This window comes from bacterium (assembly GCA_030649055.1).
GTDB lineage: Bacteria > Patescibacteriota > Minisyncoccia > UBA6257 > JAUSGH01 > JAUSGH01.
The window spans coordinates 1-25,379 of sequence record JAUSGH010000011.1; the positions used below are offsets into that span (position 1 = coordinate 1).

The following is a 25,379-nucleotide window of genomic DNA, read 5'->3' on the forward strand; positions in this document are numbered from 1 at the left end:
CTCACCCTCGTTGAGCATCGGGAGCTGTTGGATGTTTGCGACATCCAACAGATCGTCTCCCGGGCCGTCGGCGATGATGTCCCATCCTCCTTCGTCCTCGAACGGGGGCTTGATCTCGGAACCGAAGGTGGTCGGGGTGAGACACTGCTCCAACGCGGCGATGTTGAACTCCGGATTGGTGACATTCACCAACCACCGGTGCCGCGCCTGGTACTCGTCCGGCGTCAAGCGCCGAGCCAAGGCCAGCAACTCCAGACCCTGCCCAATCGTGATCTCGGGACGGTTCATGAGAGATCCCTCCGAAAGAGATCCGTCGAGCCGCGTACTAACCATGCCAACAAAGCAAGGTGTTCGGAAGCTCAAAAATCCTTCATGTGCTAAGGTCATTATACACCCATTTTTTCAATATGTCAAGAGCCACGCGCAAAGCATTGCAGGTTATAATATAAATGCTATCATTGCGAGAGCCGATGGCCATCGGCTTGTGGCAATCTTACATTACTAAGAGATTGCTTCGTTCCTCGCAATGACAAAAGTAGAATGAAGATCTTATTCCTAGTAACCAAATCCGACACCGGCGGGGCGCAAAAATACGTGCGCGATCTTGCGGCGTCTTTACCGCAGGAAAAGTTTCAAACCGAAATCATCACCGGCGGCAAAAGCGGCATCCGCTTCCTTTCAAATTCCTTCCGACCGTACTTTCTTTTTCTAAACGACATTGCGGCAGTTATTGAAATCTTTTTTTGCCTCCGAAAACACCGCCCCGACATCCTCCACCTCAACAGCTCCAAAGCCGGAGTCGTCGGCGCCATCGCGGCAACAATCTATAACGTCGGGTGTCGGGTGTCGGGTGTCGGGTGTCGCCCCATCAAAGTCATCTTCACCGCCCACGGTTGGGTATTTAATCCCAAAAACCGTTACAGCTGGCTGCGACAACATTGCTACATATTCTTTCACAAATTCGCGGCATTATTTCAAGACGCCATCATCAATGTTTCCGCGTATGACCGTGAGCTCGCCCTCCGCTACCATATCGCCCCAGCAAAAAAACTGTTTACTATTCATAACGGCATAGATGTTTCCGCAATAAACTTTCTGAATAAAGACAGCGCTCGCGCCGCGCTTCTGCAAAAGGTCCGAAGTCCGGAGTCCGGAGTCCGAAACATCGGTCATCGGTCAGCGGTCATCGGTCAGGAACACTGGATTGGCTCCATCGGCCGCCTTGTCGTTGAAAAAAACTACCAAACCCTTATTGACGCCGCCGCACTTGTCAAAGGTCAATTGTCAATTGTCAATTGTCAATTTTTTATCATCGGCGAAGGATACGAACGCGCTATGCTGGAGAAAAAAATCGCCGACCTCGGCCTACAGAACAATGTCTTCCTTCTCGGCGCACTCCCAAACGCCGAACAATACTTGAAAGCATTTGACGTGTTTGTGATGCCATCAATCAAAGAAGGGCTCCCCTACACCCTACTCGAAGCAATGGCCGCGAGAATTCCAATCATTGCCACAAAAACCGGCGGCATGCCGGAAATACTTGAACCGACCCGCGCCGATGGGGGGGCAAGCAACGGCCTTGTCGTTCCACCCCGCGATGCCACAATGCTCGCAGAAGCAATCAAAAAGCTCCTCGCCAATACATCGCTCCAACAAACATTCGGAACAAACGCCCAAGCATACGCGCAGAAAGAGCTCACGCTCGAACGTATGACGAAGGAAACAACAGGGATTTACAAAAGCATGTATGGGCGACTATAAACTCCGCGCTTATCCGCGTTGCTATCCGCGTCTTTCCGCTTCTATAGCAAAGTACCCAATCGTCTTCTCCAATCCCTCCTCCAACTTCACTTTCGGCTCCCACCGCAACACCTTCTTCGCGAGCGCAATGTCGGGTTTACGCTTTTTCGGATCATCCTCCGGCAACGGCTTCTTCGCAATTTTTGACTTGGACTTCGTCATCGCAATCACTTTTTTTGCGAGTTGAAGCACGGTAAACTCTCTCGGATTCCCAAGATTCACGGGGCCCGTGAAGTTCTCGGCATTCATCAGCCGCACCAAACCTTCCACTAGATCATCAACGTAGCAAAACGACCGCGTTTGCGAACCGTCGCCGTAAATGGTGATATCATCCCCCGCTAGCGCTTGTACGATAAAATTGGAAACCACGCGCCCGTCGTTTGCGGCCATGCGCGGACCATAGGTATTGAAAATGCGCGCCACCCGAATTTCCAGCCCATGTGAACGGTGATAGTCAAAGCACAACGTTTCCGCGACGCGCTTGCCTTCGTCGTAGCACGCGCGGGGCCCGATGGGGTTCACGTTTCCCCGATACGATTCTTTTTGCGGATGCTCCAGCGGATCGCCGTACACCTCCGAAGTTGACGCCTGCAAAGTCCGACTCCCATGCTTCTTCGCCAACCCCAACACGTTAATCATGCCGATGGTGTTCGCCTTGATGGTGCGAATGGCATTTGATTGATAGTGAATCGGCGATGCCGGGCACGCGAGATTATACACCTGACGCACCGGCTCCTCAATAAAGAGCGGCTCAATAATATCATGCTTGATGAATACAAAGTTTTTATTCGCTCGCAGATGTGCAATATTTTTTTCGCTTCCGGTGAACAGATTATCCACGCAAATAACGCGGTTGCCCTCGCTAAGCAATCGCTCGCATAAGTGGCTTCCGATAAACCCTGCACCACCCGTAACAAGTATTTTCTTTTCTTTTTTTGTCGCCATCAACATGTTTATGAACACAAGTATGACCTCATACGTGGTGCGGGGTAAATCCGGCCCCACCGGTCACAAGAATTGTTTTTAACTTAGACATAAACGCTATATATCAAATGTACCAAAATGTTCTCGGATGTGCTTATCCGGCACGCCATCATAAAAGTTGCGAAGTTTTTGCTTGATGTCGGAAAAATCTTTGCCAACAACAAACGACGATTGATTAATGAATTGCACAAGGTCGTCCAGAAATTTACTAACATTCTCACCGCGTCCCCAGCCCAAGTCGCCACCCACCTCTCCGGAAACATCAACAATTTCGGCATCCAAATCAACGAGATGAAGACACTTCTCGCTCTCACCCGCTTTTGTGCCGTACACATATTGATCAATCTTCGCGATATCCCAAAAAAACGCATCGCCGCTTTCATACTTTGCTTGGATATAATCAATAAGCGAAGAAAAAAGTTTATGTAACGCCTCATACAAGTGCCACCGCTCTTCGCCCTCAACTTGGGCATGTAACGGATCACGCCCCTCAATCCGGTCCGCGACAACAAAAAATGACGGCTCGCCTTTTTCGTTCTTGCCAACAGCAAAATCCGCAGAAAAATCAATGCCGTACTTCATTTTTAACTCATCAAAAAGATGTTTTGCATCGGAGATAGGGTCTTTGCTGTCATACGCGAGCGCGAGTTCTTTGAGCGTCACCGAGCGGACAATCTTGTCCTTACGCGCCCCGAATTCACGCAGCGGCTCCCTGTCATCCTCCCCTCGCCATTCAGGCGAAATATCCGACGTTCTCAGCGGCTCGCGGAACGGCGATTCTTTGTGTGGTTGTTCAAATTTTTCGGGCATATTGAAAGTATAAACTAACCCTCAAACTTATACACTCGGAAAGCCTCAATTCCCGCACGGGTTTGAATGCTCGCGGCGACCGGCACACTGTTACGCCGCAAATCCTCCTCAAACACATCGGCGGCTTTTTTGTTTTCCTTGAACGGATTGAGTTCCGTCGCAGGAGTGCTCGCGATAAAGTAAACCGTAAATCCATTAAAGTAGTCACTACCCTGTGTTTGAACAACATCTAAAAAGTTCTCCACATAAAGCGTAGGTGTTACGTGATAGAAAAATCGCCGATAGAAAATCCATTCAAGCGTTCCTAATGCAACGTTGTCGTTGTAGATGATAAGTGTTTTTTGTGGCTCAAGTGTTTTCGGTACGCGCTCCGCGAATGTCTGAATAACATCATTCAAGTGGCGATTAGTGGACTCCGGTATTGCCGCCGAACGCGTACCGCGAAGCTCCGCGGTAAGGTATCGATCAAGCGCGGCAATGCCGTAATCTTCGCCCTCGAAAAAATTAATGCGCACGGTGCGCGTGAACTCAAGAAGCAAAAGCCCAATAACGAGCACCCGGCAAGCAACGCGATACCGCGGTTGCGCAAGAAACCACGCAAGTGATAACGCGCCGAGTACGGCGAAGGGAAACGCATACAGCGTCAAGAAGCGCGCCGCCGAGCCGATAATAAGCAGCAGCAGCGTCGCGAACGCAATATATAATCCGATAAATATTATGACCGAGGAACGCCTCAATTCGCGACGCACGAGCATCGTCACTGCGCCAAGAACAGCAAGAATGGGCGTCATCCAACCAACATACGCCGGAAGATTTTTCCCGATATCGCGGAACGGCGCTTGTACCTTTCCCAAGAGACCGGTCCATTCCGGCGTCGCCTGCCCCAACGCATAAGCGATCTGCAAATCAAAATGCCCGCGCGCGCGGTAGAGCTCAATGTTATAAATAATAACCGGAGAAAAAATGATCAGTGCGAGGAACACCGCGGCATACACTCGCCAATCACGAAAGACATCGCGCCGTCCGATCAAAAGATAGACAAGAAACACCGGCGCAAGAAACACCGCGGTGTACTTAACAAGAAGCGCGATGGCGAGCGATGCTCCGAACGCCCACCAATACCTTGGCGCATCCAAAAATTTCAAAAAACAATAAACGGCCAAAAGCGTCGCTCCGAATGTCGCGCCGTCTAAAATTGCGGTGCGGGAAATACTGACCGCGGGGTTTCCGATGGCAAGAAGTGCGGCGGTGATAAGCGCGAGGGTTTCCAAGGAATCATCACTTGCCAATCTGCGAAATATTCGCCGGACAATCGCATAAAGCAATAGAATAGAAAAAATCCCCCACAACGCCGATGGCAGCCGCGCGACAAACAGCGAATCTCCGAATGCGCGGAAAAAAACGTGGCTCACCAAAAACGCGAACGGCGGCGCGTCGTGAAACGAGAGACGAGTCCACCGCGGCAAGTCGGCATTCTCATACCACTCCACGGGCTGGGTTTGAAAACTCGTGCCGAGATAATCCAGATAGCCGATAGATCTGAAGGCATCAACGGACTCGTCGCCGATGATGTCGCGACCGCCCAAATCCCACAAGCGGAGCACTGCGCCAAGTACAACGATGGCACAAAGCATCGCGACGTGATAACGCCTCATACTATTGCGTAATAGAAAGCTTCTCCAGCAACCTTGCCCGTTCCGCAGTCAGCTGCGAATGTCCGGGGGAAATCGCGAGCGCCTCGTCAATCGCAGAAATAGCTCGCGCGATGTCTCCGGAACCCTCATAATATGCCGCGAGGCGCGCAAGCAAGGCGATTTTTCCGTCAGAATCCGCTGCGCGCGCAACGCCTCCGCGCAACAGATCCGGAATCATCACACGTTTTTCCGGCATACTGTACCAATAAAGATCCGCGAGGTTGATGCGCGTCCCAACGTCACCAGGATTATTAGTTACTGCTTGTAAGTAATTTTTCTCCGCGCGAACATAATCCTTCAGATATGACCCGTACAAAAATCCGAGATTTTGAAACGACAAAAAATTTTTCGGGCGGATGACACTCGCAAATTCCCACGCATCAGCAGCGCCCGCATAATCTTCAAGCGCCTTGCGCACCAACCCCAGCGTAATCCACGGCGTGAGGGTGTTGTAATCGTTCTTCAAAACAGTGGTCGCCTCACGAATCTGCCGCGCAAGATCCTCCCGCACCGCGGGCGGTAGCGCTTCACCGGCGGGAATAGCGCGAGATAAAATTGCCGCTGCTCTGCGCTTCAGCTCCTCGTCCACCGTCACAACCTCCACCATTGCGCCACCGGATACGGGCGTTGTCGTACTCTCCTCCACCGTCACACCGGTAATTTCCGCTGACCTATCGCCTAAAAGATTTTTATTCTGCCACAGCGCAATGCCGCCGCCGACAAGCATTAATACAATAAGCATAAAAATAATTGTGCGTTTCATATAGAAACTATAATAGTCGCTTCAGTATAAAGTATCAAGTACGCCAAAAGTAGCTCCTCACACTCTTTTGGAATTCTCCCTTTCTTAAAGGGAGTACCCGAAGGGGGAGGGATTTATTCTCCCTTTCCTAAAATCCTCCGGGCCGCGGGCACCTTTTAGGATTTACTTTTTAAAATCCACCGGCCTTCAGCCACCTCCTTTAGAAAAGGAGGAATTGGGGGTATGAGGGGTCTCCGTCAAAAACCAAAAGCCCTCCGATGCGTACATCAGAGGGCTCTTGGTTTCTAACCAACCTCTAGTCTCTCAAGAACTAGTGGCTGAAGACGCGTGTCTGGAAGTCCTGACCAACGCCCGGGAATCCGGCAACGCCGTATCCGTTTGTGAAGTCAAGGTTATCGTCAGCAGTTGACGCCGTTGTCGGAGTCGTTGTGCTGAACGGAGTCCAGATCATGTTTTCGGACGTCGTTGCCAAACCATCGATTGTGGCCGCTTTGACCAACAAGAGGGTTGCGCCCATTGACGGATACACTGTATCCGCAACGAGGCTGACGTTCAAGGATTCTACGTTGTTTGACGTAAGACCCGTGACAGTGTTCGCGCGCAATCGATAGGTCTTCGACGTACCCGCCGGAACCAAGCGGTCCGCGACGTTGTTGTCGAAGAGGATTTCGACTGAATCAAGAACACCTGTACCATCGGCAGGAGATCCCAACCGATCAGTCGGTGTTACCCCTGCTGCATTCACCGCGCCGGAAGGACCGAACAGCTGGAAGCTACCAACCGTGGCACCTGTCGTCGCGATCTTGAAGGTCAACTTGTAGAGACCCACGTCACGGCCTGTTCCGGCCGAGATTTTGATCGCGTACAAGTCTGAACCCTGAGCCAAGGCCGTGGACGTCGTCACATCTTCGATGGTCGGAACCGTTCGGAAGATGCGGAGACCGTTCGTCGTGATGTCCGACGTGGTACCGGACGAAATCGTCGCGCCCGAGCCAACACCAACCGCGTAGTTGCCGTTGATGCCGACGTTATCACCATCATAAGAGATGGCAAGGAACGCGCCGGGCGTACCCTCGTCAGCGCTTTGCGCCGAGAGATCGCCTTTAATGGTCAAGGTTACAGTTTCGCCTTTCGGAATGCGGACCGAGGTCGTCAATGTTGACGTCGCGGTATCCGCGGACGCAAGGCCAAACTGCGCGATACCTACCTGCGTAGAACCGTTCCAGAGCGATACTTTCTGGCCAACCAAGTCGGCCGGAGAGTTAGACGCCGTGTTTCCAAGCTGTATCGCAACCTGGCGGAGATCAAGATCTTCCGCGGTGGATCCCGTAAACTTGAGCGCGGCGAGTGTTACGCCCGATGAGCCGGCTTGAGCAAGCTTGTACAGCATGCTTGAGTCAACCGCAACGGTATACGCACCGGAAGTCGCTGAAGTCATGCTCTGACCGTTGGAATCGTTGAAGGATTCAACAATCGTCTGACCGCTGGTCAAACCGGTCGCGGCAGTGTAGCCCGTTCCGGCTTGTCCGGAATCAAGACCCCAGTAGTACAATCCCGTCGTGCCAACCGCTACGTTGCAGCGGAGTGACAGCGTGCGCGATGTTCCTTTCTGGAGCAAGAGTCCCGTGCCATCAAATGTCATCGTCGTTGAAGACGAGACCGCGGTCGGGTTCACCACATTAGAACCGGTCGTGATCGAAGCAGAATTTGCATCCGTACCGTCATAAAGCTGACAGTTCGTGAGGTTTGTTGCTGTTCCGGACGAACCATACGCGAGCGGCAAAGAAGTGACGCGCACGTCTTCACCCGACGCAGTAACGTCAAGGATGTAACGTGAGAATTCAAACTTCGAAGCGCCTGCGATGACGGTTCTTGCCGTCGGTTGCGTGGACGCAGTCACCGAGAACGAACCTGCTTTTACGGTCATTGTCTGACCGGAAACGGCAGATGTCGGAGCCGCGGTGATGGTGTTGCCGGTTACCTGACCGGTAATCGTGGTCCAGTTGGTGCTCGGAGTCGTTGACGCAGCGAGTGTGTCGTTGGTGTCAAAGTCCGTGCCGAGCTTACCCAAGAGTTTCACGTTCGTGATACCCACCGGGAAGGTGATGGTATCAGTGAAGGTCAAAGTACCAGTTTGCAGAGTTCCGGCGCCATCTTTCGGACCGGCAAGCACCGAACCGTCTTCTCTCACGAGGCTGATGTTCGTAATGTCAACAGTGCTTACCGCGCTGCCGCTGCTTTCAACAGCGAGAATGCGGAAGACGATGTTTCCTACGGACACCGGCTCGCCCTTAACATCAACTGAGAATCCGCCGATCGGCTGATTCGACAAGTTGACGGCGATGTTCTGAGATTGAACACCAGTCCACGACGTCACGTTTACCGTGCCGGCGCTGATGTGAACTTCGGATGCATCGTAGTAGTAGTCATCCGTGTTGTTAAACGCGGCGCCATCTGCTGCGGCTGCTGAACCCGCGAAGTCCGGTGTAACGCCGTAGCCGTAGGTTTCGCCTACTGCATAGACATCAGACCGCTTCGCGATATCGAAGTCAATTTTGCGTCCGGAACCTCCGGTAACGTCACCTTTGATTGCGAGTTCTTTGGAGAACCCTTTGTCAACCAAAAGACCTTTACCCGGGAAGTTTGTCGTGAAGTACTTTCCGTCAGCGCTTACTACGGCGTCATACGCGACGCCATCCACGTAGGTCTTCACATTCGTGATGTCAGAGACACCGGCGGAACCGGTCTGGTTCCAACGAACAGATTTAATGTACACGCGCTCTTGCGAGTTCGCGGTCCATTTCACTGCTGCGAATGTATAACCTGTGGTGCCGACTTCCTTTGTCTGGCTGGTGCCAGGATCAATGGAACCACGAGACGGACTAGTCAGTCCGCCGACCGTGAGTGTTTCGTTCACGGTGTGCGACGTGCCCGTCATCGGCAACGTGGCATTCACCGCGGCAGACGTGTTCACCGCCACAAGGGAGATGGAAAGCGTCTGACCGCCCAATGAAGCCGCCGCTGCGCGGTTACCGGCAATCGTCATAGTCCGTGACTGACCGGCTTTCACGACAAAAGCTTCACCAATGTTCGCGCGATGATCAGAGCTGAGCGTCTTCGCAATACCCAATTGGTTACCATTTTCGTCCAAAAGCACAACGCCAGAGAGCGCTGCGTCGGTCGCAAGCCCAGTCCGCTCAACCGTGAGGTTGGAAACCGAGACGTCAGATGCGCCCGCGGTCAACGTCACAACGGTAAACGGAATGCGCGCTGCGGATGCCGGAGCCAAGCTCGCCACCGGCTGGTTCGCAGCCAATGCAACAGTAAGACCCGCACCAGACGGGGTAACGGTGGTCGTTCCACCGGTTGTCGTCGTGGTCGTTGTCGTGGTTGTTGTCGTGGTTGTCGTCATTGACGCAACCGCCGCGCGAGTGATCGGACCGAAATAGCCGACTGCGGGCGTAATGCCGTTTGCAGCCTGCAACTTCGCCAATGCCGCCTTGGTTAATGCGCCAAAGTAGCCTGTCGGCTGAACTGCCAAATACCCTTTTGAATTCAGAAGTGTCTGCAACGCAGTCACATCATCGCCCCTACTGCCCACAGTGAGGTTGCGGGTGTAGTTGTATGAAGGAGCAGCTGTTGTGCCACCCTGAAGTGCCTGAAGTTGCGCCTGCAATGCCGTGATCTGAGCCAAAAGATCAGCGATGCTCACTTCTGCTTGCGCTGCAAGCGGAAGAAGCATTGCCGAACCTGAGAGCCAGATTACGGTCGTCGCGGAAAGCGCAACTGAAGCGACTTTCTTTGCAATATTACCCATAATCATTTGTTACTCTTGGAACCTATCTCAATAGCAATTCCCTAGGCAAACGTGTGAGGAGAGCACTTACAATGTATTCCTTCAACAGGTTCAGGAAATAATATTCCCTGAGTTTATCGAAGGGCAACATTAAAGGATGCTCTATATGCTAAGGAATTTTTATTGAGATAGGCCCGTTAATCTTCGCTAACTAATAATGGTTTTCGGGAAATTACCCCCCGCCACTCCCGTCCGAAAACGGATCGACCACGAGCGCTGTTAAGGATAATCTTTGGTATCAACAGGAAAACCCCACCGATGGGGGTGAGGCCACATAAAATGCCGGTGCAGCAACGCTACAAGGCATGAAGTTTCGCAGATCGGCCTCACGCTGACCTGCAAATACATACTTTCCATACTAGCCGAAGTCCAGAAATCCGTCAAGTTGGACTACGCTAATATGCTCGAATATACAGAAAAACCTCATTTTGACGGTTCATGAGAGATAACGAGGCATCCTATGTTTCATTACGTTCCCTTTACTTCATCACGTAATAGGACGCAGGACCGCCATTGCCGAGCCGGTCAATTGCCCCATGCTGAAGAAGACGCTGTAAATCATACCGCAACGTACGCTCGCTAACATCCGGAAATTCGGCAATAAGGTCCTTCATTCGGCAACCCTTAATAATTCCGTTGCCGCTTGACCCCCCAGAAGAAAGTTTAATCTTCTCAAGGATTGCCGATTGCCGTATTGCCGAACCTACGCTCACCATTCCTGGCTGCTGTTTATCTGTTGATTGAAGAATGGGAGGAATCACTTCATCGGCAATATCAACCGAGGTTTCCTTGAAGCCATCGGAAATCGGCATTGCCGAATCAACGTCATACGCGGCAACGCGCTCATTGTTTTCAACCGGCACATTATGCGATGCGGCAATATCGCTTTGCAATGAAATTGCCGGACTTGCCGTAGAGAACATCGTACTCAAATCAGGCAATTTATCAATTCCGAACGATTGCCGTATTTCCGAAGCCAATCCTTCTAACTCACGGAGCAAAATACGGGCGTTAACAGTTTCAATCTCGTACACCGACGCCCCAAGCTTGATAACATTCTGTGCCGCGGCAATGATATCTAAAATCCCATCAGGTTCCGGAGCGACAACGTTATCCACAAGCGCAAGCGCCAACTCTTCAAGCCGCGAACGGAAATCTTTGCGCCGCACATACGCGGCAACACGAATAAGCGCGTATCCGATCTCCTGCGCCTTGTCCGAAAATTGAGAGGAAGTATTCATATGTATGTGAGTATAGTAAACCCAGCGGTTCATCGCAAGAGCGCCTTCCCTTTTGTTCTTCCCCTTCTACTCCCTACCACCTACTCACTACAACCTACTGCCTACCCTACACCTTCCACCGCGAAAGCGCGGCAATAAGCAATATAAAAAATCCGGCAAGCGCGATATGTTTCGCTACCGTATCGCGACGCAGCAATCCCGATGCCGCGGAAACGCTTAAATGTAAAAAAGTGAATCCGGCAAGCGCGGAAATACCGGCAGCGCTTGCATAACCTATCGGCAACAACGTGACCACCCAAACAATTTCAAGGAAAAGCAGCGTGAGCGTGAGCGCGGCAATGCGTTGCCGAAAGTTATATGCCGGAATGCCGTGCGTTCCTAAAAGTTCGTACGCAAGTAAGAAAAAAACAATGCCGAGTCCGAAATGCTTAAGCACAAAGTACTCACTCACTCCAACGGAAAAATATGCCAACGTTGCAAGGTAAAGCATTCCGGCATGCAGCGCCTCATGCCACCATAGCCGACGGATGAATAACAACTCCTTTAAGCGCAAGAGCATATAAAACAACGCCGCAATAAAAAGTCCGGCAGCATTCCCCAACCCGGCGCTCTCCAGCATCGGCAACGCGAAAGAGATTCCGATCAGCGCGATATATGCATACAAAAACTGCAATGCGTTAAATGCCGGTTGAGCATACAGGAATGTCGCGACGCCCAAAAAAATAATGCCGGGGAAAAATCCTCCACCGACACCCCAGCCGAGCAGCGACCAAAAGATAGCTGTTCTAAGCAGTAATCCGAACCGCAGACTCTGCATAGCCGATTTTAATTTTTCCGCCATCGTGGATTTCGCCCTTCACTATCTTATCCGCCAGCTTATCAAGTATCATTTTCTGAATCAAGCGCTTGATGGGGCGCGCGCCATATTCCGGATCAAAACCGTTCTCGGCAATATATTTCCTTAGCCCCTCATCAAACACTGTCTTAATACCCCGCGCCGCCAAACGATCCTTCACTTTCTCCAGCTGAATATCCACAATCCGCTCAATCGCCGCCTTGGAAAGTGAATTGAAAATCACCACCTCATCAATGCGGTTCAAAAACTCCGGCTTGAATGTGTCCTTGAGCGTCGTCCGCACTTTCGCTTTGAAGTCCTCTTCTTTTTTCGCCGCCTGGTCGCCAATCTCCGTCGCAAAGCCGATTTCCGCCATTGCTTTAAAGAAATGACTGCCGACATTGGACGTCATAATAATGATGGCGTTTTTGAAATTCACGGTTTTGCCCTTGCCATCGGTGAGGCGCCCGTTATCCAGCACTTGCAACAAAATATTAAACACCTCCGGATGGGCTTTTTCAATTTCATCAAACAAAATCAAACTGTACGGCCGGTGACGGACTATTTCCGTGAGCTGCCCGCCTTCCTCGAAACCCACGTAGCCCGGCGGCGAACCGATAAGACGCGACACCGCGTGCCGCTCCATATATTCGGACATATCCACGCGGATAAGCGCCTTTTCATCGTTAAACATAAATTCCGCCAATGCTTTCGCAAGCTCGGTTTTACCCACACCCGTCGGGCCAAGAAACATAAATGAACCCAGTGGCTTATGCTCGTCGGAAAGTCCCGTGCGTGCGCGGCGGAGAGCCGATGAGACGGCCGCGATAGCGTCTTCCTGACCAACCACACGACTACCAAGCACCTCCTCAATGCGCCCGAGCTTTGTTGTTTCGGACTCCAGCATTTTAGAAACCGGAATACCGGTCCAGCGCGCAACAACCGCCGCGATGTCTTCCTCGTCAACCGCTTCTTTAATAAACTTACCGTCGGCGCTTTTTGTGGAACCCTTCAAAAAGAATTTCTTTTCAAACGCTTTATACTCTTTTTCCGCCGCCGGCAGCTCGCCATAAATAATCTGGGCTGTACGCTCCAAATTCCCGCCTCGTTCCGCCACTTCGGACTCTCTCCGCAAATCGTCAATTTTCCTCCGCAAATTGTGGAGGTCCTCAAACACCATCTTTTCAGCGTGCCACTTGCCGGTTAAAGCATCATTCCCCTCTTTCAGCTCCGCGAGTTTCGCGTTCACCTCCTTCGTGCGCTCCTTGTTTTTCGCGCCCGCTTCTTTGCTGACCGCGGATTTTTCAATCTCCAAACGCGTAATCTCACGGCGAAGCTTATCAATCTCGCGCGGCAAACTCTCGGTCTCCAAACGCCGCGCCGCGGCCGCTTCGTCAATCAAATCTACCGCTTTATCCGGCAAAAATCGGTCGCTGATGTAGCGCGCGCCCAAATTCACCGCCGCGATAATCGCTTCGTCGCTGATGCGAATAGCGTGATGCATTTCATATTTTTCCTTGATGCCGCGCAAGATGGCGATGGCATCCTCAATAGAAGGTTCCTCAACAACCACCGGCTGAAAACGGCGTTCAAGCGCCGGATCTTTTTCAATGTAGCGCTGATATTCGCGGAGCGTTGTGGCGCCAATCGCGTGGAGCTCCCCACGCGCTAAGGCAGGTTTCAATAGATTAGAGGCATCAATCGCCCCCTCGGCGGCACCCGCGCCTACTATCATATGTATTTCATCTATAAAAAGAATCAGTCGCCCGGCGCTGTTCCGGATTTCATTCACGAATGCTTTCAAACGGTCCTCAAACTCGCCGCGGAACTTCGTGCCGGCGATGAGCAGTCCTAAGTCCAACGAGATAACTTCTTTATTTTTCAGCGTCTCGGGAACGTCGCCGGAAATAATCCGTTGCGCAAGGCCCTCCACAATCGCGGTTTTACCCACTCCGGGCTCGCCAATTAAAACAGGATTATTTTTTGTGCGCCGCGAAAGTACCTGAATCACGCGCCGGAGCTCTTCATCGCGGCCGATCACGGGGTCGAACTTGCCTTCGCGTGCGCGGTCGGTCATGTTCACCGCGTATTTTTCAAGCACTTGGAACTTTGATTCCGGCATCTCGTCCGTTACTCGAGTTGAGCCGCGGAGCGCCGCCAACGCGCGCATCGCCACGTCTTTTTTGTATCCCACGCGCTCCAAAATCGTCTTTGCGGTTGAAGGCGCGTCCCCTATCGCCAAGAGTAAATGCTCGCACGAGACAAACTCGTCCTTTTGCGTTATCGCGACTTTCGCGGCGCGGTCCAAAAGCACCATCAACTCCTGCGACAAATACATCTGCGACACGTTTCCCCCCGCGATCACCTTGGGCAAGTGCTCCAGTTCCGCTTCAATCGCATCGTGCAATTCATCAATATTCACACCCACGCGCGTGAGCATCGGCTGAACGAGCGATGCATCGTCTTCAATTAAACTGTGCAACAAATGCACGGCCTTAAACTCGCCGTGATTTTTCATAGACGCCAAATCCTGCGCGTTCTGCAACGCCTCCTGTGCTTTGATGGTGAATCGGTTGAACTGCTTCATGGCGGTCAATAAATCAATAAAGCATAGAAAGCATAGAAGCAAGACTCGCGCTCTTCATTGCCTTCTCCTTCCGCTTGCTTTTTTGCTTCGTTGCTTTATTGCTTTCTAACTATAATCCTACCATATCAAACGCATTAGCACTCTGTCAATGAGAGTGCCAATCCCCCCAGTGTCATCCTGAGTCCGCCAGCAGGCCGGTTGATTGTAAATAATATATCCGAAGAGGTGCCCGCGGCCGCCGAAGGATCTCTGAGATTCTTCAGCCGATAGCAGTCGGCTTCAGAATGACGCGCCGAGAAAAAGTCATCGGCTCGTCCCACATTGTGGGACGAGCCGTGTATGACGCTACAACCTGACCGCGCCGCGGTCACAGAGCTGACCGAAGAGCAGCAGCAGGGACTCCTCGCTCATGACAACGTGCGTTGACGCCCACGGGTTGCTCGAGCACACCCACGCCTCAAGAGCGCTACCGCACCGCGGACACTTCTCGGAACGGATACGCTCGCCGTAGAATGCCGCGTTGCATCGCTTACAGGTCTGCCGATGTGCCACGTTGATGCGGAACATACATCGGCGCGACTCGCCCGCCTTCGGCGCCTCCCTCACATCCAGCACGACCTCCGCCACCTTCACCGGATCGAAAGTCACGGGGATGGTCATGCGCCGCTTCAGCTCCTCCAAGCGCGCCGGACTTCTCTTCTTCGCCACTTCCGCCTCCACGCGCCCCCATGCCTTGACGCACGACTGCGCCACTGAGACCATCACGGCAACGAAAATCATCGCACCGAGAACGAACATGACGATGCCCATGACGAGTTCCTCCACAAAGAACCGGTGCGTCCCTACTGCGCTTCAGGATCCACAAACTTCCTCCATGCTACCTTTTCAGCCGCAAAATAGCAACGGCTCAACGGAGATTCCCCGTTGAGCCGTTCGCGCTTTTTCACGTATGCGACTACTTCACGCCGACCATCAGACACTCGTCATCAAGGCGAATCCGTGCGAAGAGAAGCGTGGCGCCGTTCTCCGCGGCAAACGCCTCGCATTGCGCGCGGATACGCCCCCGAAGGCTTCGCAAACGCTCGTCTTCACCGGGCTCGAGCACTTTCAAACCGAGCGGGATGATGAGCTGGTATCCTTTCCTTGTGAGTTTCCCGGGCGATGCGTGCTGCGGACTCAACCCTTCCTTCACAAACTCCGCCTGAAGCCGCCACAAAAGCCTGTCATTCAAGCGGGCAAGCTTCCTGCGCCACGAGTCAAGAACGTGAATTGCGATAATCGCTCCCGCGACGAGAACGATGGCCGCAACCACCGCAAACTCAACCGTACCCATCTACGAACTCCTTTCCGAAGAAGACCCGTCGCGCACAGCGTTTTCCTTCCGCCGCCGGTAGACCGACCACAGAATGCCAAATCCTACGGCAAGAAGTGACAGAAGTCCGCCAACCCATGCAAGGATAAGTCCGCCTGTTCCGTCCTTCATTGTGAATCTCCTTTCCGCTTATAGGGAACGCGCATGATCACTACGATCGGACTAAGCGCGACCAACACGACGAGGAACTCCTTCACCGACGGCGCGAGTACGAATGCGAGACAAATCGCAACCGCCTCCACCCAAAGTCCCTTACCTATCATGTCAATTCCTCCAACTACCACCCCAACATTCAGAACGCTGTATCAAATATCACAAAAACATTAAGAAATTGCAACGTAGCGAAAACAATCGTAAAAAATCAGCTGTATCGTAACCGCTTACTCCACTAATACGCGGCCGCGTATTAGTGGAGTAATAAAGTAGCAGCGAAAACAAAAGCAGGCGCGCTATGCGTCGACGTGTTTCAAGCTTCCGGTTTTTGTCACCGCCAAGATCTGCACATGCGACAAAAGGCCGAGCGCGCGAAGCGCGTCGAAAAACGCTTCGGGCAAAACAACCTTCCCCGCCCAAACACTTTGCTGGAGTTTCACGAACCGTAAGTTTTTAAGTACGGCGCGCAACCATTCCCGCTTTCCTTTCTGCCGCTCCGGAATATCAAAAATAACAATCTTGAGCTCATGCGACTGTTTGACGGTAAAGGTTTTCGGTGGGTATGCGTTGCGCTGCGCGCTTTTTTTGACACGCATCATCCCCGCCAGCGTCGCCTTCCACCGGCCGTTGCGATCCGCCGTTTTTGCCACAAGACCCTCATGCTTCAACTTACTCAAAAGTTTGTGAACATACTGACGTTCTTGAAGCGCGCGAATACGGTGCTCAAAAATGGGTTGGCGTATAGGGTCGTCGTGCACTCGCCTCATGCGGCTCTGCAAATTGACTCTGCTGTATTTGTTAAGCGCATCGTGAATAGCCACAGCGGTCATTGCGCCGGCTTGAATCATTTCTAAAATCAGCAACGTCGCGTTGTCCCGTACGGGGCGGTAGTTTTCCATAATTATATTATCGTAGCACACGCCTAAAAGTTACTCCACTAATACGCGGCCGCGTATTAGTGGAGTAAGAAAACCAAGCGACAAAAAAATGCGGGGGCGAGGTGCGATGATGAATGTTCTGTAACGAATACTGTTTTTAAAACACAGAAGCTCCGCCCGGTTTTCACCGAACGGAGCTCTGATCGCTTGTTCTACTTCGCGCCGACGCATACGTTAAATCACACGATGAGTCGCTTCGTCGTTTCAGCGACCGCGAACAGCTCTTCATTAGTGAACCGCGGGCGGTGAATCTCCTGCCACGAGTTGGACGAGAGCGAGGGATCCGTCGTACACACCGAACGCACCCAACCAAGATACGGCGCGAGTTCGCCGGTCCCGGGGTTGCGCCGCGTGTAGTGGAGCACCTGGCAATTGTGGATACGATCGAACGGATTAGCGCTCTCATGCAGCCGCCGATAATCCCACAACGTCATGCGTTCCAAACGCACGCGCATCGCCCACATCAGTTCACCATGTGAGACAATGACGACCGGCTTCCCCTCGCACTCACGATGCAGCGTGGCGATGATACGATCCGCGCGCAGCAGCACGCTTCCCCCTACCGCTTCGCCTGATGGCGGATTCCAAAGTAACGGGTCCATCTCCCGGAGCCGCTGGAAATCCGGAAACTTGACCCGCCGCTCATCCTCAGGCATCGCCTCCATGTCACCCTGGTCGCGTTCGCGAAGGAGAATGTCCAAAAACCATGTGGCATTCGGAAACGAGAGGAGCGCGGCGGTCTCCATGGCACGCAAGTATTCGGATGTGTAGTAACGGAAGAACCCATCCGAGAATTCCTTCCGTAACCACACGCCGGCGGTACATGCCTGCATCCGGCCTTTGTCCGTCAGCCGCCAAAGCGAACTGTGCCGCTTGCGAAACTCCTCCGTGAAGTACGCGTTATTTCCTTTGCGCGATGCACTCTGCGCAACATTTCCCTCCGACTCGCCATGCCGGACAAACACGAGATCTGCGGGCATACCCATCGGAAAACTCCTCAAAGGACCGTTGTTATTATACTGCCTACTTCATGATTCTCGCAAGCGCCAAAAACGCTTTATCGATATCCCTCTTTCTCGTTTGCCTTCCTAAGCTGAATCGCACGCTTTGCGATGCGCGGTCAGCGGAATAGCCCATCGCGCGGATGACGTACGATTCTTTTGCGGCGCGCGAGCGGCACGCGGCGCCGGGCGAGGCAGCGATACCCTGAACATCCAACGCAATCACCATATCCCCCGCCGAATGGCCCGGGAAGTATACATTGATATTGTTCGGCAACCGCTCGGTAAGCGAACCGTTCAGTTCTGCTTTTGGCGCAATGACACGCAGACGTTTCAAAAAATAATCGCGGAGTTTTGAAACGCGCGCCGATTCTTTGTTGCGTAATTTTTCCGCAAGCGCCACTGCCGCGCCAAAACCGACAATCAGCGGCGTGTTTTCGGTGCCCGCCCGCAATCCCCATTCCTGCCCGCTGCCCGTTATAATCGGCGCAAGATATTCGTTCTCTTGCTTTGTTGCTTTATTGCTTCCTTGCTTCCTTATATACAGCGCCCCCACCCCCTTCGGCCCATACATCTTCTGTCCGGAAAGCGTCAACAAATCAACGCCGAGTTCATCCACGCGACACGGAAGATATTGAAAGGACTGCGCGGCATCCGAATGGAATAATGGATAAGAAGCAGCGCCTTGTGCCGATCTAAATTCAGCAAGCATCTTCCCGATTTCAGCAATCGGCTGCACAACTCCGGTTTCATTATTCGCATGCATAATAGAAACCAAAACCGTCCGGTCATTCAATGCGACTTTCAGCTTTTTGAGGTCAACGAGCCCTTCGCGATTCACGGGAATATAAATAACTTCGGCGCCTTCACACTCTAAAGCACGGCACGTCTCAAGCACCGACTCGTGTTCTATTGTAGAAGTGATGATCTGCGGCTGAAATGTTTTGTTTCTTTGCTTCTTTGTTTCTTTGCTTCTTTGAGCAATCCCGCGGATTGCTAGGTTATTCGCCTCCGAGGCCGTTCCGGTAAATACAATTTCTTTATAATGACAACCGAGTGCTTGCACAATTGTCTCGCGCGCGCGGAATATGGCAGCCGATGCCTCTTGCCCAAACCAATGAAGCGACGACGGATTGCCGAACTTTTCCGAAAAATATGGCTCCATGGCGCACAAAACTTCCGGAGCGACCGGAGTTGACGCAGCGTAATCAAGGTAAATACGGTTCATAAAAAAGTATTTAGTATCTCGTATTGAGTATATAGTATAGGCGCGCAACGCAAGAAAAGCAAAAGGCGCGGAACTCAGAGGAGCAACCGCGCCTTTTCGCACATCCGCTAGTCGCGGTCCGCGTCCGCAGAGTGGTCATCCGCCTCACCGCTGAGGAGCGCCGTCTCGGGCTGTGGCGGCGTCACGACCTTGGGAGCGGAGACGACACTGATGATGTCGCCGCCCTTCTTGGCCCGAGCCCTCCATCCCGACCCATCGTCCCAGCCAAGGTTCTCGACGGTTGCCGACTCCCACGCTCCGAGGAAATGGTGCCGGCTCATAAGCAACCTCCGCGCCGCATCCGCGAACCGATCTGCGACACGCACCGTCACATCCCAGAGCTTCAGCTCAAACACGAAGAGCCGCTCCACCCTCTCCCGCTTCTTCTTGGCCATGAAATCCTACCGGAAAACATGCCCGATAAATCTTTCACTACTGTAACCGCTCGCGTCGTTGAAGTCAACAGTAGACAGCAACAAAAAATTCGGGTATTATATTGCTATGCCCCGTGCGACAACTTCGATCGCGGGGTGCGAAGTAACGAGAATCCCAAAATTGATATAAGGCGACAATGGTTACAAAAAACGATGACGCAGCATTACACACATCCATCGAAGTTGTAGCACAGGGTATGGACGAACTGCTTTTCAACACATCGGTCGGGCTTCACCTCACCCCAATGCAAGTGGCGCAAGAAATCGTGCGCTTCATGTGCGAAGATGCGACCCGGAAATACAAAGTGACGCTCGGCACCGACTCCATGCGGCTCACGGGAAACGCGGCGGATTTTGTGACCGCAATCGTCGTGCATCGTGTGGGACGCGGCGGACGGTATTTTTGGCGCCGTATTGAGCTGGACAACTTCCACACCATGCGCGACCGCATCACACACGAAGTCATCATGTCGCTGGAAATTGCCACAGGGTTTCTCACAAAACTCGAAGAAGCAAAAAACGCGGCAACGGCAAACGTGCCGCATTATGATTTTGAAATTCACGTGGACGTCGGAGAAAACGGCGCGACCAAAGCGATGATCCAGGAACTCGTCGGCATGGTGCGCGCGCACAACTTTGAAGCGCGAATCAAACCCGAAAGCTACGCGGCATCAAACATCGCCGATAAACATACCTAACATGGACAAGTTAGTCATTGATATAGAAACCAAAAACACGTTCGCCGATGTCGGCGGACAATTTAACCTCCACAAACTGGAGGCGTCGTTTGTGGGCATTTATTCATACAACGAAAACTCTTACCTCTCATTTTTTGAAAAAGATTTTGATAAGCTTGGACGGGTGCTCCAAAAAGCCGGACTCGTCATCGGCTTCAGCATCAACCGCTTTGATATTCCGGTGATGAAAAAATATTACGAGTCCGGCAACAACTTCTCCACCGGAGTCAATTTCAACATCTTCGCGGTGGAGCGGCTGGATCTCCTGGAAGAAATTGAACGCGCCATCGGCAGCCGCATCAGTTTGGATTTGCTCGCCAAAGAAAACCTCGGTATCGGCAAAACACACCACGGTTTGGACGCGGTGAAATTTTACCGCGAAGGCAACATGGAGGAGCTCAAGAATTATTGCCTGCACGATGTGAAAATTACCAAAGACTTATATGAACTCGCGAAGAAGCAAGGGTACCTCATGGTGCCGCAGCGGGATAATCCGCAGCCGCTCAAAGTGGCGTTGAGTTTCAAGGAGACATACATGCCGGCGACGCTGTTCTAGGCAGTCCAGAAAGCAAAAAAGCAACGAAGCAATAAAGCAACGGGTGCCGCGCGAAACCCATTGAAGCATATCGCGCTCATGCTTCTTTGTTTTCATGCTTCTTTGCTTCCATGCTTTCCTGCTTTCTTGTACAATAAGTACATGAAGCGCAAACCAAAGAAAGAACGTGGAGAGGATCGCGATGAGGCGCCCCGCGAAAGCGGCTTGCACATGAGCGCGGGGACAAAGAAAAGCGTCGCGGCGGTGCTACTTCTTGGTGTCGCGGTGGTACTGCTCCTCGCAAGTTTCGCGAAAGCCGGCCCGGCAGGCACATTTCTTTTTGATATCCTCTACAAGCTGTTCGGCTGGGGCTATTACCTCTGGCCGTTTATCGCGTTCGTCATCGCGCTCTCGCTGCTGCTCTCCGCGGAAGAAAAGTTTTTTGCCATGACCGCCGTGGGAGCGGGGGGGTTTATCGCCGGCGGCCTCGGCCTCATTGATATTGTATTTCCGGAAAAAGGCGGTCTCATCGGAAACGGTATCGGCGCCTTGGAGGTCCCTTTCGGCTACATCGCGGGCATCGTCCTCACCGGATGCATCATGATCGCCTCGCTCCTCATCGCGCTGGACGCGAAAATCGTGCTGTTGCGGCCGAAAAAAGAAGCCGGCGAAGAAGACGAAGAAAAAGAAACGCCGGAGCCGGTCGCAAAGAAACCGGCAATGGAACAGCACGCGATTGTGGTGAAATCCGGTGACGGAAAAAAAGAAACGATGACGCTGGACCTTAAGGGCAAAAAAACCGAGCGCGAGGAAGAAGAAGAAAAACCGAAGCATGAGGAGGCGGACGAGAAAGAATTAAGCATTTCCTACGGCTCAAAAGCTTCGGCCCGCAACACGAAAGAACCCTACAAACCCCAAAACTACACCGCGCCGCCGCTTTCGCTATTAAAATCCTCCACCGAGAAGCCGACCTCCGGCGACTTGCGCGCAAATGCAAACATTATTAAGCGCACACTGGAGAGCTTTGGCATTCCGGTAGAAATGGGCGAGATTAACATCGGACCGAAAGTCACCCGCTATACCTTAAAACCCGCGGAAGGCATTAAAATTACGCGCATTTTGGCGCTGAATCAAGACCTCGCCTTGGCGCTCGCCGCGCACCCCATCCGCATTGAGGCGCCGATTCCGGGAAAGTCACTCGTAGGCATTGAGGTGCCGAACAAATCCGCGGCAATCGTGCGGCTTGGCACGCTCCTCGGCTATCAGGAGTTCGCCGCATCCAGCCCGTTATCATTCGTACTCGGACGCGACGTGACCGGCGATCCCATTTTTGCGAACATCGAAAAAATGCCGCACATGATGATTGCGGGCGCGACCGGCTCCGGCAAAAGCGTTGCCATCCACGCGATGATTATTTCGCTCTTGTACAAAAACTCGCCGGAAACGCTGAAGTTCATTATGATTGACCCGAAGCGCGTGGAGCTCTCCGTCTACGACGGCATCCCCCACCTCGTCGCTCCCGTCATCACCGAAGGCAAAAAATCCGTTGGCGTGTTCCGCTGGGCGATTTCCGAAATGGAGCGCCGCTACGAGATTCTGCTCCAGGCCGGCGCGCGCGACATTAAAAGCTATAACAAATCAAACCAACCCCCGCTCCCCTTTATTGTTATTGTTGTGGATGAGCTGGCAGACCTTATGGCTTCCTACGGCCGGGAAATTGAAACCTCTATCGTGCGCCTCGCGCAAATGGCGCGCGCGACCGGCATTCACTTGATTGTCTCAACACAGCGCCCATCGGTGGAAGTCATCACCGGACTCATTAAAGCGAACATCACCGCGCGTGTTGCCTTGCAGGTCGCGAGCCAAGTGGACTCGCGCACCATTCTTGACATGGGTGGCGCGGAAAAATTGCTGGGCGGAGGTGATATGCTGTTTATCTCGTCCGATTACTCAAAACCGAAACGCATCCAAGGGGCTTATGTCAGCGAAGAAGAAATAAACAAAGTGTCGGACTTTGTCATGGAAAACAACCTTGGCGCCGAGCGCGTGAAAAGCGAAGCAAAAGATACCGAAGCCGCCATCGCGGCGGAGGGAGCACAGGCAATAGAGGCACCGGCCACGATGGGTTCGGTAAATTTTGACGAGGCCTTGCCAGACGATGACGATGAGCTCTATGATGAAGCGGTGAAAGTCGTGATGGAAGCGAAGAAGGCATCCGCCTCCCTCCTCCAACGACGGCTGAAAGTCGGGTACGCGCGCGCCGCGCGGCTTCTGGACATGATGGAAGCGAAAGGCGTTGTTGGTCCGGGCGACGGCGCGAAACCGCGCGAAGTGTTTTTGGAGTCATCAGGCCCGGAACTGAAACCCAAGGATTTCCCCGGCGGCAACGATGATGCCAACGCTTAACTGCGTTGCATTACATAGAAGTATCAAGTATAGAGTATAAAGAAGAAGGTATAGGGAACTGGGGCTGCCGTGCGGCTGTGCCATACTCTCTTCACAATACTCAATACTTTATACTAATTTTTGTTCCTATGGATTCCCAAAAACTCATCAAAGAACTTATTTCCGAAGCGCTCGAGCAAAAAGGCTTGAACCGGGAGAAGCTGGCGCAAACGACCGGTATCCCCGACCGTTTTCTTGACATATTTTTGGACGGCGGATCGACAAATCTTCCCGCGGCGCCCTATGTCCGCGGCTACCTGAAAAAAATAGCGGGCGCGCTTGATCTTGACGCGGAAGAGCTCTGGAGAATGCACGAACGTGAGTTCCCGGCGCGGCGGTCGGGAGAAACCGATATGCTGCCCGGCAATCGTTTTGCCATTCAAAGCGTCAACAAAGTGGTGATTATCATGATCACCGTCGGCATCCTCGCCCTGGCATATATGGGAATAAACTCCGATCGACTCATGGGAGCGCCGTCGCTCACCATAAACAATCCTTCTGCTGAAGCCTTGTCGGTCGCCTCCCCCACAATAACCATTGACGGCTTTCTCGGAAACCCCGACGACACATTGACCATCAACAACGAAACCGTGTATGTTGACGAGAACGGTCAGTTCAAAAAAACTTTTCCGTTGGATGAAGGGCTGAATAATTTTGATATCTCAGCAAAACGCTTCCTCGGTAAAACCGTAACCGTACAACGGCAAGTGGTGTACACGCCGGAACCGGAGCTTAGAAATACGCCGTTGCTACCGCAAGTCCCGTAATAATCAAAAAGGTCTTATCCATACTCAATACCAAATACTAAATACTAAATACTCATTTTATGACTAAAGAACCGATAAAGGAAAATAAAGAAAAGGACGTGGACGATTTACTCGCGGCATTGCAGAGCAAATTCGGCGAAGGCGCGATCATGAAACTGGGCGACGTAAGCCGCGTGGACGTTGAAGTCATCCCCACCGGATCATTTTCACTTGATATGGCGCTGGGCGTCGGCGGCCTCCCCAAAGGACGCATTGTGGAAATATATGGACCTGAGAGCTCCGGCAAAACAACGCTCGCGTTAAATGTCGTGGCACAGGCGCAAAAAAAAGGCGGCCGCGCGGCCTTCATTGACGCGGAGCACGCCATGGATCCGGAATACGCCGCAAAGCTGGGCGTCAAAGTAAAAGAGCTCTTAATTTCACAGCCGGATAATGGTGAAGAGGCGTTAAACATTTTGGAAAGCTTGGTGCGCTCGGGAATTATTGATGTCGTGGTGGTAGACTCGGTCGCCGCGCTTACTCCAAAAGCCGAAATTGAGGGCGAAATGGGCCAGCAATATATGGGGCTCCAGGCGCGGTTGATGTCCCAGGCGCTCCGTAAGCTCACCGCAATTTCCGCAAAGTCAAAAACGCTTATTATTTTCATCAATCAAATCCGCATGCAAATCGGCGTGATGTTCGGAAATCCGGAAACGACCCCTGGTGGCCGCGCGCTCCGTTTCTACTCTTCCGTCCGCATTGATATCCGTCGCACCGCGCAAATCAAAAAAGGTGAGGCGGTCGTCGGCAATCGCGTGAAAGCAAAAGTAGTAAAAAATAAAGTGGCTCCCCCATTCCGCACCGCCGAGTTTGACATCATGTACGGCGCCGGCATTTCCTACGAAGGCGATGTGCTGGGCGTAGCAATCACATCCGGTGTAGTCACCAAAACCGGAAACACCTACAGCTTTGAAGGCGAGAAACTCGGCGTCGGCATTGAGGCAACCAAGACGCGCCTCAAAGAAGAAAAGCGCATCCTAAACGAAATCGTGAAACGCGCGAAAGCCGCCGACGGCCAGCCAAAAGTGGCGCAAGCGGAAGAGGAAGGAGCGAAGGAGGAGTAAGTGCCCGTCCGTCATTGCGATCCGCCTAAGGCGGAGAAGCAATCTTACATTTATGTC

The 25,379-nt window shown here is 52.5% G+C and carries 23 protein-coding genes; 6 read left to right on the top strand and 17 right to left on the bottom strand.

The window, feature by feature from the left end; genetic code table 11:
• The coding region (locus Q7R85_02510) for a hypothetical protein (protein MDO8584971.1) at nucleotides 1-387 on the bottom strand (387 nt) is incomplete at its 3' end.
• Nucleotides 388-540: 153 nt separating this feature from the next.
• On the opposite strand from Q7R85_02510, the gene Q7R85_02515 reads away from it, so the two are divergent.
• On the top strand, nucleotides 541-1,761 hold the full coding sequence (locus tag Q7R85_02515) for a glycosyltransferase (protein ID MDO8584972.1): 1,221 nt from the start codon (nucleotides 541-543) through the stop codon (nucleotides 1,759-1,761).
• Between the two features lie 21 nt (nucleotides 1,762-1,782).
• On the opposite strand, the gene Q7R85_02520 is transcribed toward Q7R85_02515, so the two are convergent.
• The 16 genes from Q7R85_02520 to Q7R85_02595 all read right to left on the bottom strand — a co-directional run bounded on the left by Q7R85_02520 (nucleotide 1,783) and on the right by Q7R85_02595 (nucleotide 19,696).
• Nucleotides 1,783-2,745: an SDR family oxidoreductase gene (locus Q7R85_02520; GenBank protein ID MDO8584973.1), complete on the bottom strand. Its 963-nt coding sequence runs from the start codon at nucleotides 2,743-2,745 to the stop codon at nucleotides 1,783-1,785.
• A 96-nt stretch (nucleotides 2,746-2,841) separates the two neighbouring features.
• Nucleotides 2,842-3,594, bottom strand: coding sequence for a hypothetical protein (locus Q7R85_02525; GenBank protein MDO8584974.1), 753 nt, complete (start codon nucleotides 3,592-3,594; stop codon nucleotides 2,842-2,844).
• 14 nt (nucleotides 3,595-3,608) lie between these two features.
• Nucleotides 3,609-5,249, bottom strand: a complete 1,641-nt coding sequence (locus tag Q7R85_02530) for a glycosyltransferase family 39 protein (GenBank protein ID MDO8584975.1) — start codon at nucleotides 5,247-5,249, stop codon at nucleotides 3,609-3,611.
• Between the two features lies 1 nt (nucleotide 5,250).
• Nucleotides 5,251-6,051, bottom strand: a complete 801-nt coding sequence (locus Q7R85_02535; protein ID MDO8584976.1) for a hypothetical protein — start codon at nucleotides 6,049-6,051, stop codon at nucleotides 5,251-5,253.
• A gap of 310 nt (nucleotides 6,052-6,361) precedes the next feature.
• The gene (locus tag Q7R85_02540) at nucleotides 6,362-9,868 is read right to left on the bottom strand and encodes a peptidoglycan-binding domain-containing protein (protein ID MDO8584977.1); all 3,507 of its coding nucleotides are present in this window, start codon (nucleotides 9,866-9,868) and stop codon (nucleotides 6,362-6,364) included.
• A 518-nt stretch (nucleotides 9,869-10,386) separates the two neighbouring features.
• Nucleotides 10,387-11,148, bottom strand: coding sequence for a hypothetical protein (locus Q7R85_02545; GenBank protein ID MDO8584978.1), 762 nt, complete (start codon nucleotides 11,146-11,148; stop codon nucleotides 10,387-10,389).
• A gap of 106 nt (nucleotides 11,149-11,254) precedes the next feature.
• A complete protein-coding gene (locus tag Q7R85_02550; GenBank protein ID MDO8584979.1) occupies nucleotides 11,255-11,989 on the bottom strand; it encodes a hypothetical protein in 735 nt (244 codons plus the stop codon).
• Nucleotides 11,934-14,570, bottom strand: a complete 2,637-nt coding sequence (locus Q7R85_02555) for an AAA family ATPase (GenBank protein ID MDO8584980.1) — start codon at nucleotides 14,568-14,570, stop codon at nucleotides 11,934-11,936. Before Q7R85_02555 ends, Q7R85_02550 begins: the two co-directional genes overlap by 56 nt.
• A gap of 345 nt (nucleotides 14,571-14,915) precedes the next feature.
• Nucleotides 14,916-15,380, bottom strand: coding sequence for a hypothetical protein (locus Q7R85_02560; protein ID MDO8584981.1), 465 nt, complete (start codon nucleotides 15,378-15,380; stop codon nucleotides 14,916-14,918).
• Between the two features lie 145 nt (nucleotides 15,381-15,525).
• Entirely contained in the window at nucleotides 15,526-15,903 is a 378-nt protein-coding gene (locus Q7R85_02565; GenBank protein MDO8584982.1) for a hypothetical protein, read from the bottom strand.
• Nucleotides 15,904-16,053, bottom strand: coding sequence for a hypothetical protein (locus tag Q7R85_02570; GenBank protein MDO8584983.1), 150 nt, complete (start codon nucleotides 16,051-16,053; stop codon nucleotides 15,904-15,906).
• A complete protein-coding gene (locus Q7R85_02575; GenBank protein MDO8584984.1) occupies nucleotides 16,050-16,205 on the bottom strand; it encodes a hypothetical protein in 156 nt (51 codons plus the stop codon). Before Q7R85_02575 ends, Q7R85_02570 begins: the two co-directional genes overlap by 4 nt.
• 186 nt (nucleotides 16,206-16,391) lie before the next feature.
• Nucleotides 16,392-16,994, bottom strand: a complete 603-nt coding sequence (locus Q7R85_02580) for a hypothetical protein (protein ID MDO8584985.1) — start codon at nucleotides 16,992-16,994, stop codon at nucleotides 16,392-16,394.
• Between the two features lie 218 nt (nucleotides 16,995-17,212).
• On the bottom strand, nucleotides 17,213-18,019 hold the full coding sequence (locus tag Q7R85_02585) for a histidine phosphatase family protein (GenBank protein ID MDO8584986.1): 807 nt from the start codon (nucleotides 18,017-18,019) through the stop codon (nucleotides 17,213-17,215).
• A gap of 37 nt (nucleotides 18,020-18,056) precedes the next feature.
• Nucleotides 18,057-19,262, bottom strand: a complete 1,206-nt coding sequence (locus tag Q7R85_02590; protein MDO8584987.1) for a cysteine desulfurase family protein — start codon at nucleotides 19,260-19,262, stop codon at nucleotides 18,057-18,059.
• A 107-nt stretch (nucleotides 19,263-19,369) separates the two neighbouring features.
• The gene (locus Q7R85_02595; protein ID MDO8584988.1) at nucleotides 19,370-19,696 is read right to left on the bottom strand and encodes a hypothetical protein; all 327 of its coding nucleotides are present in this window, start codon (nucleotides 19,694-19,696) and stop codon (nucleotides 19,370-19,372) included.
• Nucleotides 19,697-19,872: 176 nt separating this feature from the next.
• Here Q7R85_02595 and Q7R85_02600 point away from each other — a divergent pair, with 176 nt between their 5' ends.
• The 5 genes from Q7R85_02600 (at nucleotide 19,873) to recA (ending at nucleotide 25,322) form a co-directional block, all read left to right on the top strand.
• On the top strand, nucleotides 19,873-20,433 hold the full coding sequence (locus tag Q7R85_02600) for a ribonuclease H-like YkuK family protein (GenBank protein ID MDO8584989.1): 561 nt from the start codon (nucleotides 19,873-19,875) through the stop codon (nucleotides 20,431-20,433).
• Nucleotide 20,434: 1 nt separating this feature from the next.
• A complete protein-coding gene (locus tag Q7R85_02605) occupies nucleotides 20,435-21,028 on the top strand; it encodes a ribonuclease H-like domain-containing protein (GenBank protein ID MDO8584990.1) in 594 nt (197 codons plus the stop codon).
• Nucleotides 21,029-21,169: 141 nt separating this feature from the next.
• Nucleotides 21,170-23,413 carry a DNA translocase FtsK gene (locus Q7R85_02610; GenBank protein MDO8584991.1) on the top strand — a complete coding sequence of 748 codons (2,244 nt, stop codon included), beginning with the start codon at nucleotides 21,170-21,172 and terminating at the stop codon, nucleotides 23,411-23,413.
• A gap of 128 nt (nucleotides 23,414-23,541) precedes the next feature.
• Nucleotides 23,542-24,219 carry a helix-turn-helix domain-containing protein gene (locus Q7R85_02615; protein ID MDO8584992.1) on the top strand — a complete coding sequence of 226 codons (678 nt, stop codon included), beginning with the start codon at nucleotides 23,542-23,544 and terminating at the stop codon, nucleotides 24,217-24,219.
• 59 nt (nucleotides 24,220-24,278) lie between these two features.
• Nucleotides 24,279-25,322 (top strand): recombinase RecA, encoded by a 1,044-nt coding sequence (gene recA / locus Q7R85_02620; protein MDO8584993.1) that lies wholly within the window; start codon nucleotides 24,279-24,281, stop codon nucleotides 25,320-25,322.
• Nucleotides 25,323-25,379: the final 57 nt, after the last annotated feature.